This is a genomic window from Hydrogenophaga sp. NFH-34, assembly GCF_021401345.1.
GTDB classification, from domain to species: Bacteria; Pseudomonadota; Gammaproteobacteria; order Burkholderiales; family Burkholderiaceae_C; genus Hydrogenophaga; species Hydrogenophaga electricum.
In genome coordinates, this window is the sequence record NZ_JACBGE010000020.1 from 66,693 (window position 1) to 81,840 (window position 15,148).

Sequence of the window (15,148 nt, forward strand, 5' to 3'; positions counted from 1 at the left end):
AAACAGGAACCCGCATATGTCCAGCCCCCAGACCTTCAACGACCTGGAGCAATGGCTCAACCAGCACCGCGTGACCGAGGTGGAATGTCTGGTGCCCGACCTGACCGGCGTGGCACGCGGCAAGATCCTGCCGCGCGAGAAGTTCACCGAAGACCGGGGCATGCGGCTGCCACAGGGCATCGTGGGCATGGGCGTGACTGGCGAGTTTCCTGAAAGCGGACCCTATTACGACGTGGTCGACCCGACCGACCGCGACATGCAGCTGCGGCCCGATCCCTCGACCGTGCGCATCGTGCCCTGGGCCGTCGATCCGACCGCGCAGGTGGTGCACGACTGTTTCGACCACCAGGGCAAGCTGGTGCCGTTTGCACCGCGCAGCGTGCTGCGCCGCATCTGCGACCTGTTCGACGCGGAAGGCTGGGAGCCCGTGGTGGCGCCCGAGCTGGAGTTCTACCTGACCGCACGCAACACAGACCCCAACACCCTGCTCAAGCCGCCCATCGGCCGCAGCGGCCGCGCCGAGACCTCGCGCCAGGCCTATTCCATCGACGCGGTCAACGAGTTCGACCCGCTGTTCGAAGAGATCTACGACTACTGCGACAAGATGAATCTCAACGTGGACACGCTGATCCACGAGGTGGGCGCGGGCCAGATGGAGATCAACTTTTTCCACGCCCACCCGCTGGGCCTGGCCGACGAGGTGTTCTTCTTCAAGCGCACCGTGCGCGAGGCCGCGCTGCGCCACGACATGTACGCCACCTTCATGGCCAAGCCCATCGCGGGCGAGCCCGGCAGCGCGATGCACGTGCACCAGAGCATCGTCGACAAGGCCACCGGCAAGAACATCTTCAGCAACCCGGACGGTTCGCCCTCCGAGGCCTTCTACCACTACATCGGTGGCCTGCAGCGCTACATCCCGGCGGCGATGGTGCTGGTGGCGCCCTACGTGAACAGCTACCGGCGCCTGAGCCGCCACACCGCCGCACCGATCAACATCGAATGGGGCCACGACAACCGCACCGTCGGCATCCGTTCGCCCATCTCCACCCCGGCCGCGCGCCGCATCGAAAACCGCGTGATCGGCGCCGACGCCAATCCCTACGTGGCCATGGCCATGACGCTGGCCTGCGGCTACCTGGGCATGAAGAACAAGATCAAGCCCAAGTCGGAGATGAAGGGCGACGCCTACCTCTCGCCCTACGCGCTGCCGCGCAGCCTGGGCGAGGCGCTCGACTGGCTGCGCCGCGAGACCGACCTGCACGAGGTGCTGGGCAAGGAGTTCGTGACCATCTACACCGAGATCAAGGAACTGGAATTCGAAGAATTCATGAAGGTGATCTCGCCCTGGGAGCGCGAACACCTGCTGCTGCATGTTTGACCCCCGCGCCGCAGGGAAGGCCCCCCGCAGCCTTTGGCGTCACCCCCAGGGGCAACGCTGGCGGCTCCGGCGGAGCCGGTTCCGCGGCGTTCTCGACGGATACATCCCGAAAGTGAGACCCTATGAACACTTCCACCCTCATCGCTCCGCCGGCGCTGGTGCAGCGCGCTGAAAAGCAGGACACCCAGGCCATCCAGGCGCTGGACAGTGCGCACTTCATCCACCCGTTCACCGACCACGGGGATCTGGCCACGCGCGGCGCGCGTGTGATCACACATGCCGACGGCATCCATGTCTGGGATTCGGAAGGGAACAAGATCCTCGACGGCATGAGCGGCCTGTGGTGCGTCAATGCCGGTTACGGCCGCAAGGAGCTGGCCGATGCGGCCTACCAGCAGCTGATGACGCTGCCGTTCTACAACAGCTTCTTCCAGACCACCAACGTGCCGGCGGTGCAACTGGCGACCAAACTCGCGGCGCTGGCGCCCCCGGTGGGCGACCGCTCGTTCAACCACGTGTTCTTCAGCAGCAGCGGCAGCGAAAGCAACGACACCAATGTGCGCATGGCGCGCCGCTACTGGGACCTGCTGGGTCAGCCTCAGCGCAAGGTCATCATCAGCCGCCACAACGCCTACCACGGCAGCACGATGGCCGGCGCCTCGCTGGGCGGCATGAGCGGCATGCACGCGCAGGGCGATCTGCCGATTCCCAACATCACCCATATCGACCAGCCCTACTACTTCGAGAACGCCCGCGGTGGCGAGAGCAAGGCCGACTTCGGCCTGCGGGCTGCGCGCTGGCTGGAAGAGAAGATCCTCGAAGTCGGGCCCGAGAAGGTGGCCGCTTTCATCGCCGAACCGGTGCAGGGTGCCGGCGGCGTGATCATCCCGCCCGAAACCTACTGGCCCGAGATCCAGCGCATCGTCGACCAGTACGGCATCCTGCTGATCTGCGACGAGGTGATCTGCGCCTTTGGCCGCCTGGGCCACTGGTTTGCCTACGAAAAGTTCGGCATCAAGCCCGACCTGGTGACCTTCGCCAAGGGCGTGACCAGCGGCTACATCCCGCTGGGCGGCGTGATGGTGGGCAACCGCGTGGCCGAGGTGCTGATCGACAAGGGCGGCGAGTTCAACCACGGCTACACCTACAGCGGCCACCCCGTGGCCTGTGCCGTGGGCCTGGCCAACCTGAACCTGATGGAGCGCGAGAACCTGCCGGGCCGGGTGCGCACCGAAACCGGGCCGTATCTGGCCACGCAGTTCGAGGCGCTCAAGGACCACCCGCTGGTGGGCGACGCCGAGACCTGCGGCTTCGTGGCAGGCCTGGTGCTGGTCAAGGACAAGGCGAACAAGCAGATGTTCGACCCGGACCTGGCGGTGGGCATGATCTGCCGCGGCCACTGTTTCCGAAACGGCCTGATCATGCGCGCCGTGGGCGACCGCATGATCATCGCGCCGCCGCTCAGCATGACGGTGGCGCAGATCGACGAAATGATGGGCCTGATCCGCCGCTGTCTGGACGCGACGCTGGCCGATGTGCGTGCCCAGGGCCTGTTGGCGTGAATAGAATGCGTCTGCAGTGCGTTTCGCCCCATTTTGGGGACAAGGTTGGTCCGCGACTTGCTATTTCAGCGTACAAGTGCACGACCGACTTCGCTGCGCCGATCTCTGGTTTCCACCCCCATCCTCTCCTGGAGTGTTCGTCATCATGATGAAAAAGCATGTCCTGGCCCTGGCCATCTCCGCTGTCCTGCTGGCCGCCTGCGGCAAGAAGGAAGAACCCGCACCGGCGCCGGCCCCGGTCGAGACCACCGCTGCAGCACCGGCCGCTCCTGCCGGCCCGGTGCTCGATGACGAGAAGGTCCTCAACATCTACAACTGGCCCGACTACATCACGGAGACCATGATTGCCGATTTCGAGAAGGAAACCGGCGTCAAGGTGAACTACGACACCTTCGAGAACAACGAAGCGCTGCACGCCAAGCTGGTGGCCGGCAACTCGGGCTACGACATCGTGATCCCCACGGCCGGCTTCGGCAAGAAGCAGATTGACGGTGGCCTGTACCAGGAAATCGACAAGACCAAGATCCCCAACTACGCCAACCTCGATCCCGAGTTCATGGCCAAGATCGCGGGCGTCGATCCGGGCAACAAGCACTTCGTGCCCTGGGCCTGGGGCTTCACCACCGTGGGCATCAACAAGCAGAAGGTGGAAAAGGCGCTGGGCGGCATGCCGATGCCCGAAAACGCCTGGGACCTGGTCTTCAAGCCCGAGTACGCCAACAAGCTCAAGGGCTGCGGCATCATCTACCTGGATTCGCCGAGCGAAATCCTGCCGGTGGCGCTGCACTACGTCGGCAAGCCCGCGTACAGCGAAAACCCCGAGGACTTCAAGGAAGCCGGTGCCATGCTGGCCAAGGTGCGCAAGGACGTGCGCCTGTTCTCCAGCACCATGATCGACGACATCGCCGGCGGCAAGGGCTGCGCCTTCATCGGCTGGTCGGGTGACATCAACATCGCGGCCGACCGCGTCAAGGAAACCGGTGGCAAGGACGAGATCGTGCCGCTGCTGCCCACCGGCGGTGGCCTCGTGTTCATCGACACCATGGCCATTCCCAAGGACGCCAAGCACCCGAACAACGCGCTGGCCTTCATGGACTTCTACCTGCGCGCCGAAAACGGTGCCGCCATGGCCAACGAGATGAACTACCCCACGGGCAACAAGGCCGCGCTGCCGATGATCAAGGACGAGGTCAAGGGCAACAAGACCATCTTCCTGTCGGACGAAGACACGGCGCGTCTGATCCCCACCGGCGGCTTCTCCAACGAAGTGTCCGGCGTGGTCAACGACACCTACAACGCCTTCAAGCGCGGCAAGTAAGTCGCAGCACCGGGAGCGGGCTGTTCAATCCCTGGGGTTGAGCAGCCCTTTTTTTATCGATCGCACGAGAAACGGACACCCACATGGCTGAGCAAGCAGGCTTTCTGGTCACCGAAAAACTGGTCAAGCGTTTCGACGAAGCGGTGGCCGTGGACGAAGTGTCGCTGTCCATCGGCAAGGGCGAGATCTTCGCGCTGCTGGGCAGCTCGGGCTGCGGCAAGTCGACCCTGCTGCGCATGCTGGCCGGTTTCGAGACTCCCACCAAGGGCCGCATCCTGCTCGGTGGCCAGGACGTGGCGCGCATGCCGCCCTACGAGCGCCCCGTCAACATGATGTTCCAGAGCTATGCGCTGTTTCCGCACCTGAACATCTGGGAAAACATCGCCTTCGGCCTCAAGCGCGAGGGCCTGCCCAAGGACGAGATCCAGAAGCGCACCGACGAGATGCTGGCGCTGGTGCAGCTCTCGCCCTACGCCAAGCGCAAGCCGCACCAGCTCTCGGGCGGCCAGCAACAGCGCGTGGCGCTGGCACGCAGCCTGGCCAAACGGCCCAAGCTGCTGCTGCTGGACGAGCCGCTGGGCGCGCTGGACAAAAAGCTGCGCGAGCAGACCCAGTTCGAGCTGGTCAACATCATCGAGAAGGTGGGCGTGACCTGCGTGATGGTGACGCACGACCAGGAAGAGGCCATGACCATGGCCAGCCGCATCGCCATCATGAGCAAGGGCCGCGTGCTGCAGGTGGGCACGCCGCAGCAGATCTACGAATACCCGGCCAACCGTTTCGTGGCCGACTTCATCGGCAACGTCAACCTGTTCGAAGGCCAGCTCACGGTGGACGAGCCCGACCGCTGCGCCGCCAGCACCAGCGTCGGCGAGATCAGCATCGGCCATGGCATCAGCGGCTCGCTGGGCATGCCGGTGGCGGTGGCGGTGCGGCCCGAAAAGATCAGCATCGCCAAGACCCGGCCCGCGCACGTGCAGGTCAACCTGTTCTCCGGCCGGGTCAAGGAAATTGCCTACTTCGGCTCCTACAACACCTACATCCTGCTCACCCCGCAGGGCACGAAGGTCAAGATCACCGAGCCCAACGGCTCGCGCCACGAGTTGCTGGACATCACCTGGGAGGACGATGTGTTCTTCTGGTGGGAGGACATGGACGCGGTGGTGCTCCGGGACTGATGGTCCCCCCCGCGCCGCGCCTCCGGCGCGTCACCCCCTCAAAGGGGCGATGCGGGTGACCCGGCAAAGCCGGTTCCACCGCATCCCCGTTCCAGGTTTTTTCTTTCGGTCGATTTTTCGGAGCAGATGATGGCCTCTTCCTCTCTCCCCGTCCCCGGCAAGCGCTTCGTCATCGGGGTGCCTTACGCCTGGTTGTTCATCTTCTTTTTCCTGCCGTTCCTGATCCTGCTGTACATCAGCTTCGTGGACATGGGCACGGACATCCACCCGTTCAAGCCGATCTGGGACACCACCACCGGCCTGCTGCACCTGAAGTACGAAAACTACTTCTCCATCTTCCGCACGGAAGAGGGCGCACCGCTGTTCAAGACGCTGTATGTCGACGCCTACCTGCGATCGATCTGGTACGCGCTGCTGACGGCGATCTTCTGCCTGGTGATCGGCTACCCCTTCGCCTACTTCCTGGCGCGCTCGCCGGCCAGTGTGCGGCCGGCGCTGCTGCTGATGGTGATGCTGCCGTTCTGGACCTCCTTCCTGTTGCGTGTCTACGCCTGGAAGGGCATCCTGGCCGATCAGGGGGTGCTCAACCGTTTCCTGATGACCATCGGCCTGACGTCCGATCCCATCCCCATGCTCTACACCAACGTCTCCATGCTGGTGGGCATGACGTACGTGTACCTGCCCTTCATGGTGCTGCCGCTCTACGCCAACCTGGTGAAGATGGACTTCCGCCTGCTCGAAGCGGCCTACGACCTGGGCACCTCGCCTTTCAAGGCCTTCTGGCTCATCACGGTGCCGCTGTCCAAGGCCGGCATCATCGCGGGCTTCATGCTGGTGTTCATCCCCTGCGTGGGTGAATTCGTGATCCCCTCGCTGCTCGGCGGGCCGGAAAACCTGATGATCGGCCGCGTGGTGTGGGACGAAATGTTCACCGCCAACGACTGGCCCAAGGCGACCGCGCTGGCGGTGGTGATGATCGCGCTGATCGTCGTGCCGCTGGCCGTCTACTACCACTACACCGGCGATCGCAGCGAAGGGGGCAAGGCATGAAGGCATTCCTCGAAAAACACTTCGGCAAGTTCTGGCTGGCGGTGGTCTATGGCTTCCTGTACCTGCCGCTGCTGTTCATGATCGTGTTCTCGTTCAACAGCACGCGGCAGGACGCGCGCTTCACCGGCTTCTCGCTGCGCTGGTACGAGGCGCTCACGCGCGACACCAAGATCGTCGAAGGCTTCTGGCTGTCGCTCAAGGTGGCGGCCATCACCGGCGTGCTCTCGGCCACGCTGGCCACCTTCGCGGCCTTCGTGCTGGTGCGCTACCGGCGCTTCCTGGGCCGCACCGTGTTCAGCGGCATGGTCAACGCGCCGCTGGTGATGCCCGAGGTGGTGATCGGCCTGTCGCTGCTGCTGCTGGCGGTGGGCGCGCAGAATGCCTTCGGCTGGCCGCAGCGCGGCATGCTCACCATCATCCTGGGCCACACCCTGCTGGGCATGGCCTACGGCGTGGTGGTGATCCAGAGCCGTCTGCAGGAAATGAACCGCAGCCTCGAAGAAGCCGCCATGGATCTGGGCGCCAAGCCGTACCAGGTGTTCTTCCTGGTGACCCTGCCCAATGTGTTCCAGGCCATCCTGGCGGCCTTTCTGCTGGCGTTCACGCTGTCGTTCGACGACGTGGTGATCGCCGAATTCCTCTCCGGCCCGGGCGTGAACACGCTGCCGCAGGTGATCTTCGGCTACGCGCGCCGCGGCATCAACCCGACCATCTACGCCGCCGCCACGCTGCTGATCACCACCGTGACCATCGTCATCGTGGCCTATGCGGTCTGGGTGGCGCGCGCCACCCGCAAGCGCGAACGCGAGATCGCCGCTGCCGCGCGGGCGGAAGTTGCGGCCCTGAGCGGCGCCAAATAAGGCAGGGGTTTTGCGGCGACGGGCCAGTCGGGCGTGATGCCTGCCGGCCCGTCGCCTTTGGGGGCCGGCACTGGACGCGTGGCGCGGGGTCAAAGTGGATGGTTCCTGAAGGCGGGAATCGGCGTAGCATGGTGCCAATTTTCCGAGGAGATCCCTGCCCATGACCGACACCGCCGCCCCGACCTTCGACGGCCGCGCCCTCATCAACGGTGAGCGGATGGCCGCCCGCGATGGCCAGACCTTCGATTGCCTCTCGCCGGTCGACGGCCGCCTGTTGACGCAGGTCGCGCGCTGCGGCCAGGCCGACATCGACGCCGCCGTGACCGCGGCCCGCGCCGCTTTCGAAGACCGCCGCTGGGCCGGCAAGGCGCCCTCGCAGCGCAAGCGCGTGATGATCCGGTTCGCCGAGCTGATCCAGGCGAACGGCGATCTGCTGGCGCTGACCGAGGCGCTCGATATGGGCAAGCCGGTCAAATACGCCAAGGGGGTGGACGTCAACAGCGCCGCCAACTGCATCCGCTGGTACGGCGAGGCGGTGGACAAGGTCTACGACGAGATCGCGCCCACGCCCGACACCGCGCTGGCGCTCATCACGCGCGAGCCGGTGGGCGTGGTCGGTGTGATCGTGCCCTGGAACTACCCGATGATCATGGCGGCGTGGAAGATCGCGCCGGCCCTGGCGGTGGGCAATTCGGTGGTGCTCAAGCCGTCGGAGAAAAGCCCGCTGACCGCACTCAAGCTGGCCGAGCTGGCGCTGGAAGCCGGCATCCCGCCGGGCGTGTTCAACGTGGTGCCGGGCTTCGGCCCCGAGGCCGGCAGCCCGCTGGCGCTGCACATGGACGTGGACTGCATCGCGTTCACCGGCAGCACGCGCGTGGGCAAACAGATCCACGTGATGGCCGGCCAGAGCAACCTCAAGCGCGCCTGGACGGAGCTGGGCGGCAAGTCGCCCAACATCGTGTTCGCCGACTGCCCGGACCTGGACAAGGCGGTGGAGGCGGCGGTGGGCAGCATCTTCTTCAACCAGGGCGAGAGCTGCAACGCGCCCTCGCGCCTGTTCGTCGAAGCCTCGATCAAGGACGCCTTCCTGGAGAAGGCTTTGAAGCTGGTGCCGCAGTACCAGCCCGCCAACCCGCTGGACAAGAACACGGTGATGGGCGCCATCGTCGACGAGACACAACTGGCCACCGTGCTGCGCTACATCGAATCGGGCAAGAGCGAAGGCGCCAAGCTGCTGGCCGGCGGCGAGCGCGTCGCGCCCGTGGCCGGCGGCTGCTACGTGCAGCCCACCATCTTCGACGGCGTGACCAACAGCATGACGATCGCGCGCGAAGAGATCTTCGGCCCGGTGCTGTCGGTGCTGAGCTTCACCGATGCGGCCGACGTGGTGAAGCAGGCGAACAGCAACATCTACGGCCTGCAGGCGGCGGTGTGGACGCGCGACATCAACAAAGCCCACGGCGTGGCGCGCGCGCTGCGCGCCGGCACGGTGCACGTCAACAGCTACGACGAAGACGACATCACCGTGCCCTTCGGCGGTTTCAAGCAGAGCGGCGTGGGGCGCGACAAGTCGCTGCACGCCTTCGACAAGTACACCGAGACCAAGACCACCTGGATTCGCATCGACAGCCCTTTGTGAACCGGGGTGTGGCAGGCCCGTCATGCCCGCCTGCGCGGGCATGACGAAACCCTCTTTCGAATGGAGCTTTCCATGAACGCCATGAACGACCTCAAGACCGATCACACCAACGCCGCCTGGCATGCGCGCCGGCAGGCGGCCACGCCGCGCGGCGTGGGCGTGATGGGCGACTTTTTCATCGACCACGCCAAGAACGCCGAGTTCTGGGACATCGAGGGCCGCCGCTTCATCGACTTCGCAGGCGGTATCGCGGTGCTCAACACCGGCCACGTGCACCCCAAGGTGCAGGCCGCCATCGCCGCGCAGCTGCAGCGCTTCACGCACAGCTGCTACCAGGTGGTGCCGTACGCCGAGTACGTGACGCTGGCCGAACGCATCAACGCGCTGGTGCCCGTGGCGGGTCCGGCCAAGACGGCGTTCTTCTCCACCGGCGCCGAGGCGGTGGAAAACGCCATCAAGATCGCGCGCAGCGCCACCGGCCGCAGCGGCGTGATCGCCTTCGGCGCGGCCTTCCACGGCCGCAGCCTGTTCTCGGTCGCGCTGACCGGCAAGGTCGTGCCCTACAAGGTCGGCTTCGGCCCGTTCCCGCCCGAGATCTACCACGTGCCGTTCCCGGCTGAAGGCGCCTCGCTGGCCGAAACGCAGAAGGCGATGGAGCAGGTGTTCAAGTGCGACATCGAACCCTCGCGCGTGGCGGCCATCATCTTCGAGCCGGTGCAGGGCGAGGGCGGCTTCAACCCCATCAGCCGCGAGGCGGCACAGTGGCTGCGCGCGCTGTGCGACCAGCATGGCATCCTGCTGATCGCCGACGAGGTGCAGACCGGCTATGGCCGCACCGGCAAGCTGTTCGCCATGGAGCACTTCGGTGTCCAGCCCGATCTGATGACCATGGCCAAGAGCCTGGCCGGCGGCACCACGCTGTCGGCGGTGTCGGGGCGGCAGGCGGTGATGGACGCGCCCGCGCCGGGGGGGCTGGGCGGCACCTACGCCGGCCACCCGCTGGCCGTTGCGGCGGCCCATGCCGTGCTCGACGTGATGGCCGAGGAAAAGCTGCCCGAACGCGCCCAGGTGCTGGGCGACAAGCTGGTGGTGCACCTGAAGGCGCAGCAGGCCCGGCGCCCGCGCATCCGCGACGTGCGCGGCCTGGGCGCCATGGTGGCCTGCGAATTCACCGACGTCAGTGGCGCGCCCGATGCTGACCTGACCAAGGCGGTGCAGACGGCAGCGCTCCGGCGCGGCCTGCTGCTGCTGACCTGCGGCGTGTACGGCAACGTGATCCGCTTCCTGTTCCCGCTGACCATCGAAGACACCGTCTTCGACGAGGCGCTGGGCATCCTGGACGCCGCGCTGGCCGAAGCGCTGGGCTGATCGCCCGACCCTCACCAGCCGGGCCCTGTCCCGGCTTTTTTGTGCCACTGGCTGAACGGATGCCCATGAGCGCTGCCGCCGACCTGAACGACCAGATGCGGGCCCTGCAGGCGCAGGGCATCCATTCGGTGATGACCACCTTCACCGACCTGCACGGCGTGCCCAAGGGCAAGCTGGTGCCGCTCGATGGCCTGCCCGCCGCCGTGACCACGGGCGCCGGCTTTGCCGGCCCCAGCATCTGGGGCACCGGCCTGCCGCGCATGGGCGCGCGCAGCGAGTACTTCGGCCGTGTGCAGCCCGAAAGCCTGCGCCCGCTGCCCTGGCTGCCGGGCGTGGCGCACGCCGTGTGCGACGGCTTTGCGGGCGGCGAACCGCTGGCCACCTGCTCGCGCCAGATGCTGCGGCGCCAGCTGGCACGCCTGCGCGAACGCGGCTGGACCTTCCACGTCGGCATCGAGCCCGAGTTCTTTCTGCTGCGGCGCGGTGCCGACGGCCGCTGGCAGGTGGCCGATGGCGAAGACCGGCTGGGCAAACCCTCGTACGACCTCAAGGCCCTGGTGCGCAACCACGGTTTCCTCGACGACATGCGCCGCCACCTGGCCGCGCTCGGTTTCGCGCTGCAGCAGATGGACCACGAGGACGCGACCGGGCAGTACGAGATCAACTACCGGCACGACGAGGCGCTGGCCGCGGCCGACCGCTTCCAGCTCTTCAAGCTCACCGCGCACAGCGTGGCCGCGCAGCACGGCGCGGTGTTCTCGGGCATGCCCAAGCCGCTGGCGCACGCGCCTGGCAGCGGCCTGCATTGCCACATCAGCCTGACCGACGCCCAAGGCCACGCGGTGATGGCCGATCCGGCCGGCCCCATGGGCCTGAGCACCACCGGCCTGCGGTTTGCCGCCGGCCTGCTGGACCACGGCGACGCGCTGGCCGCGCTGTGCGCGCCCACCGTCAACAGCTACAAGCGCCTGGCGGTGAGCGACAGCGCCTCGGGCACGACCTGGTCGCCGGTGTGGAAGGCCGTGGGCGAAAACAACCGCACCTGCGTGCTGCGCACCGTGGAGGGCCGGCTGGAATGGCGCCTGCCCGACGCGTCGTGCAACGTCTACGCCGCGCTGGCGGCCACGCTGGCCGCCGGGCTGGACGGTATTCACCGCGCGTTGCCCGCCCCCGAAGCCTGCGACGACGATCTCTATCAGCGCCACGCCGATGGTGGGCCCCTGCCGCCGCGCCTGCCGCGCGATCTGCACGCCGCCTGTGCGGCCCTGCGCGCCGACGACACGCTGCGCGACGCGGTGGGCACCGCCTTCTGCGACCAGTTCCTGGCGCTCAAACAGGCCGAGTGGGACGCCTACGCGCAGCAGGTGAGCGACTGGGAGCAGCAGCGCTACGCCGACGCGTTCTGAGCCGCAGCGACAGCGCCCGCCCGGCGCCTCCGACCGGCTCCCGCGTCCGTCATGCCCGCGTCCGCGGGCATCCAGGCCGACCCCTCAGGTCTTGTAGGAAGCGTCCGCGCGGTCCAGCTTGCGCAGCAGCGCCGGCCAGGCCAGCATCGCGCCCTGACCGGCGGTCGCGATCTTCATCACCTCGGCCATGCCGGCGAGGATGCGCGGGTCTACCGGGGTGAGTTCACCGCCACCCGCCAGCGCGTCGATCTGGATGCGGCAGGTGTTCTCGAAGGTGTACATCGAGAGAAAAGCGTCGGGGATCGAGCTGCCCACGGTCAGCAGGCCGTGGTTGCGCAGCACCAGGAAGTTGGCGCTGCCGAGGTCGGCCTGCAGGCGCGGCTTCTCGTCGGGGCGGAAGGCCACGCCCTCGTAGTCGTGGTACGCCAGCGAGGCCAGCACGAAGGTGCTTTGCTGGCTGATGGGCAGGATGCCGGCCTTCTGCGCGCTGACCGCCACGCCCGCGCGGGTGTGGGTGTGCAGCACGCACTGCACCTCGGGCCGCGCCTCGTGCACCGCGCTGTGGATCACGAAGCCAGCCGGGTTGACGGGGAAGGGCGAGTCGTGCAGCTTGTTGCACGCCATGTCGACCTTGACCAGGCTGGACGCCGTGATCTCGTCGAACATCAGGCCGTAGGGGTTGATCAGGAACTGGTGCTCGCCGCCTGTGACGCTGTCGGGCAGCTTGGCGCTGATGTGGGTGAACACCAGGTCGGACCAGCCGTAGGCGGCCACGAGCCGGTAGCAGGCCGCGAGGTCGCAGCGCAATTGCCACTCTTCGGCACTGACCGAGCCTTGGAGCGAGGGGATATCGAGCATGCCGTGTCTCCTGCACCGCGTCGGGGCGCGCGGCTGTGCGCGACATGGTCGCGCGGAGACGGGAGGCACGCTGTCCCAATGTGGACAGACCGCCGCGACGGGCCTTGTCCAGCGATCACGGCGGGACCGGCTTTGCCGGGCCGCACGTGATGCCCTCAGGGGACGCCGCGAGCGGCGCAGGGGGGTTACTTGGCTTTGCAGGTGTTGAAGCCCAGGATCGCGTAGGGCGGGCACCAGCCGATCAGGCCGGTGAGCAGCGGCACCACGCCGATGTAGCCCCACAGGCCCACGGTGCCGGTGGCCGCTGCCGCGATCAGGGCCAGGCCGATGACGATGCGCAGGGTGCGGTCGATACCGCCAACGTTCTTGGTCATGTTCAGCTTCCTTCTGAAAAAATGGGCTATGGCCGACCGATGCTGCGGCGTTGTGCCAACGGCGGCTTCAGCCACCACAGCCCGGCGGGCCGGGGTCGGGTGTATTGGAAGGGGACGGGGCGGCAAGGGTCTGTGACTGCGGTCACACGGCGTTGGGTCGCCCGCCGCTCACCTCAGCGCCCCGCCCCCTGTGCCACCTCGCGCAGCGCGGCGCTGTCGCGGATGGTGATGCATTCGCGCGAGAGTTCGACCAGCCCCTCGCGTTCAAAGCGGTGCAGCAGCCGGGTGACGATTTCGCGCACGGTGCCCAGTTCGTCGGCCAGGGCCTGGTGGGTGGCGCGGACCTGGGTGCCGTGGCCGAGCAGGGTGGCGGCCAGGCGGCTGTCGAGCCGCTGGAAGGCGACGGCTTCGATCAGCGCGGTCAGCTCGGCCATGCGCGAGGCGTACAGCCCGAGCACGAACTGGCGGAACTCGGGGTCGGCCAGCGCGGCCTGGAAGTCCGCCGGTCGCAGCAGGGCCAGGGTGGCGTGGGCGGTGGTGGTGCCGCGCGCGCCCAGCGCTTCGCCGCCGAACAGCGCGGCCGAGGACACCAGGCACAACTGGCCGGGTTGCACGCGGTAGAGCTCCAGTTCGCGGCCGTTGGGGGCACTGCGGCAGACCTTGACCTCGCCGCTGACGACCATGGGGAAGCCCTGGCAGGCGTCGCCTTCGCGGAACAGCACGGTGCCGGCCGGCACCTGCAGCAGGGGCAGTTGCCCGGCCAGCGCCGGCAGCCCCGACAGGGCTGGGTAGAGCGCGATCAGGGACGCGGCATCGGTGGCGTTGGGGGCGGTGGACATGCGGCCATTGTAGGCAGCGGGCGGGCGCTGAAGGTGCCGGCCATGGTGGTCTGCGATCCGAATGAGACGGGTTGGTTCATTCGAATTTTTTGAATACCGGATTCAAGCGCGTGCGCTCTGGCGTGCAGGGGTTTTCCCTAAACTGCGCCGCATGAATTCGCCCGCTACCCGCACGCGTTACAGCACCCTGGCCATCGCGCTGCACTGGCTGCTGGGCCTGGCGCTGATCGGCGCCTTTGTCGTCGGGCTGTACATGACGGGCCTGCCGTTTTCGCCGCAGCGCCTGAAGCTCTACAACTGGCACAAGTGGGCCGGGGTGGTGATCCTGACGCTGTCATTCGTACGCCTGTTCTGGCGCCTGACGCACCGCCCGCCCCACCTGCCGATGGTGGTCGAGGCGGCCATGCCGCCCTGGCAGCGACTGGCCCACCACGCCACGCACCATGGCCTGTACGTGCTGTTTTTTGCCGTGCCGCTGCTGGGCTGGGCGTACAGCTCGGCGGCCGGTTTTTCCATCGTGCTGTTCGGCGTGCTGCCGCTGCCCGATTTCGTGCCGGTGAGCGAGACGCTGGCCGAGGCGATCAAGCCCTGGCACAAGCTGTCGGCCTTTGCGATGGCGGCGCTGGTGCTGCTGCACGTGGCCGGTGCGCTCAAGCACCACTTCATCGACCGCGATGGGCTGCTGTCCCGCATGAGCCCGCGCTGACCCGTTTTCTGGAGGATTTTTGATGATGCCTACCCGCTTCCTGTCTTCCCTGGCCCTGGCGGCCGCCGCCTTCGCACCGCTGATTGCCCAGGCCCAGCAGGCGCTGGTGCCGGCGCAGAGCGAGATCAGTTTCACCAGCCGCCAGATGGGCGTGCCGGTGGACGGCAAGTTCAAGAGCTTCAGCGCCCAGGTGGCGTTCGACCCGGCCAAGCCGGCGTCGAGCAGCATTGCGTTCACCGTCGACACCGGCAGCGCCGACATCGGCCGCGAGGCGAATGCCGAAATGCCCAAGGCGGTGTGGTTCAACGTGGCGCAGTTTCCCAAGGCCACGTTCCAGTCCAGCAGCATCAAGCGCCTGGGCGCCACCCAGTACGAAGTGGCCGGCAAGCTCAGCATCAAGGGCGTGAGCAGCGACGTGGTGGTGCCCGTGACGCTGGCACAGAACGGCGCCACCACCGTGGCCACGGGCGCGTTCCCGATCAAGCGCCTGGCCTTCCGCATCGGCGAGAAGGAGTGGGCCGACACCTCGATGGTGGCCGACGAGGTGCAGGTGAAGTTCAAGATCGCCCTGACCGGCGTGGGCAAGCTGTAACCCCCTGCGCCGCTCCGCGT

14 protein-coding genes are annotated in these 15,148 nt (G+C 67.0%); 11 read left to right on the forward strand and 3 right to left on the reverse strand.

The window, feature by feature from the left end; all coding sequences use genetic code 11:
- Positions 1–16: 16 nt before the first annotated feature.
- The 9 genes from L0977_RS18395 (at position 17) to L0977_RS18435 (ending at position 11,759) form a co-directional block, all read left to right on the forward strand.
- The gene (locus tag L0977_RS18395; protein ID WP_234266322.1) at positions 17–1,378 is read left to right on the forward strand and encodes a glutamine synthetase family protein; all 1,362 of its coding nucleotides are present in this window, start codon (positions 17–19) and stop codon (positions 1,376–1,378) included.
- A 122-nt stretch (positions 1,379–1,500) separates the two neighbouring features.
- Positions 1,501–2,940, forward strand: coding sequence for an aspartate aminotransferase family protein (locus L0977_RS18400; RefSeq protein ID WP_234266323.1), 1,440 nt, complete (start codon positions 1,501–1,503; stop codon positions 2,938–2,940).
- A 148-nt stretch (positions 2,941–3,088) separates the two neighbouring features.
- The gene (locus L0977_RS18405) at positions 3,089–4,258 is read left to right on the forward strand and encodes an extracellular solute-binding protein (RefSeq protein WP_234266355.1); all 1,170 of its coding nucleotides are present in this window, start codon (positions 3,089–3,091) and stop codon (positions 4,256–4,258) included.
- Positions 4,259–4,341: 83 nt separating this feature from the next.
- Positions 4,342–5,436 (forward strand): ABC transporter ATP-binding protein, encoded by a 1,095-nt coding sequence (locus L0977_RS18410; RefSeq protein WP_234266324.1) that lies wholly within the window; start codon positions 4,342–4,344, stop codon positions 5,434–5,436.
- 129 nt (positions 5,437–5,565) lie between these two features.
- Positions 5,566–6,486, forward strand: coding sequence for an ABC transporter permease (locus L0977_RS18415; RefSeq protein WP_234266325.1), 921 nt, complete (start codon positions 5,566–5,568; stop codon positions 6,484–6,486).
- Complete coding sequence (locus L0977_RS18420) at positions 6,483–7,346, forward strand: ABC transporter permease (protein WP_234266326.1); 864 nt, start codon at positions 6,483–6,485, stop codon at positions 7,344–7,346. Before L0977_RS18415 ends, L0977_RS18420 begins: the two co-directional genes overlap by 4 nt.
- 160 nt (positions 7,347–7,506) lie before the next feature.
- Positions 7,507–8,985 (forward strand): aldehyde dehydrogenase, encoded by a 1,479-nt coding sequence (locus tag L0977_RS18425; protein ID WP_234266327.1) that lies wholly within the window; start codon positions 7,507–7,509, stop codon positions 8,983–8,985.
- Positions 8,986–9,066: 81 nt separating this feature from the next.
- Entirely contained in the window at positions 9,067–10,353 is a 1,287-nt protein-coding gene (gene gabT / locus L0977_RS18430; RefSeq protein WP_234266356.1) for a 4-aminobutyrate--2-oxoglutarate transaminase, read from the forward strand.
- 65 nt (positions 10,354–10,418) lie between these two features.
- Positions 10,419–11,759, forward strand: coding sequence for a type III glutamate--ammonia ligase (locus L0977_RS18435; RefSeq protein WP_234266328.1), 1,341 nt, complete (start codon positions 10,419–10,421; stop codon positions 11,757–11,759).
- An 84-nt stretch (positions 11,760–11,843) separates the two neighbouring features.
- On the opposite strand, the gene L0977_RS18440 is transcribed toward L0977_RS18435, so the two are convergent.
- The 3 genes from L0977_RS18440 to L0977_RS18450 form a co-directional block, all read right to left on the reverse strand.
- The gene (locus L0977_RS18440) at positions 11,844–12,617 is read right to left on the reverse strand and encodes a class II aldolase/adducin family protein (protein WP_234266329.1); all 774 of its coding nucleotides are present in this window, start codon (positions 12,615–12,617) and stop codon (positions 11,844–11,846) included.
- Between the two features lie 185 nt (positions 12,618–12,802).
- On the reverse strand, positions 12,803–12,991 hold the full coding sequence (locus tag L0977_RS18445) for a YgaP family membrane protein (protein WP_234266330.1): 189 nt from the start codon (positions 12,989–12,991) through the stop codon (positions 12,803–12,805).
- Between the two features lie 173 nt (positions 12,992–13,164).
- Entirely contained in the window at positions 13,165–13,830 is a 666-nt protein-coding gene (locus tag L0977_RS18450) for a Crp/Fnr family transcriptional regulator (protein ID WP_234266331.1), read from the reverse strand.
- 151 nt (positions 13,831–13,981) lie between these two features.
- Between L0977_RS18450 and L0977_RS18455 the strand changes: the two genes are divergently transcribed.
- Complete coding sequence (locus L0977_RS18455) at positions 13,982–14,536, forward strand: cytochrome b (RefSeq protein WP_234266332.1); 555 nt, start codon at positions 13,982–13,984, stop codon at positions 14,534–14,536.
- A gap of 22 nt (positions 14,537–14,558) precedes the next feature.
- The gene (locus L0977_RS18460; protein ID WP_234266333.1) at positions 14,559–15,128 is read left to right on the forward strand and encodes a YceI family protein; all 570 of its coding nucleotides are present in this window, start codon (positions 14,559–14,561) and stop codon (positions 15,126–15,128) included.
- Positions 15,129–15,148: the final 20 nt, after the last annotated feature.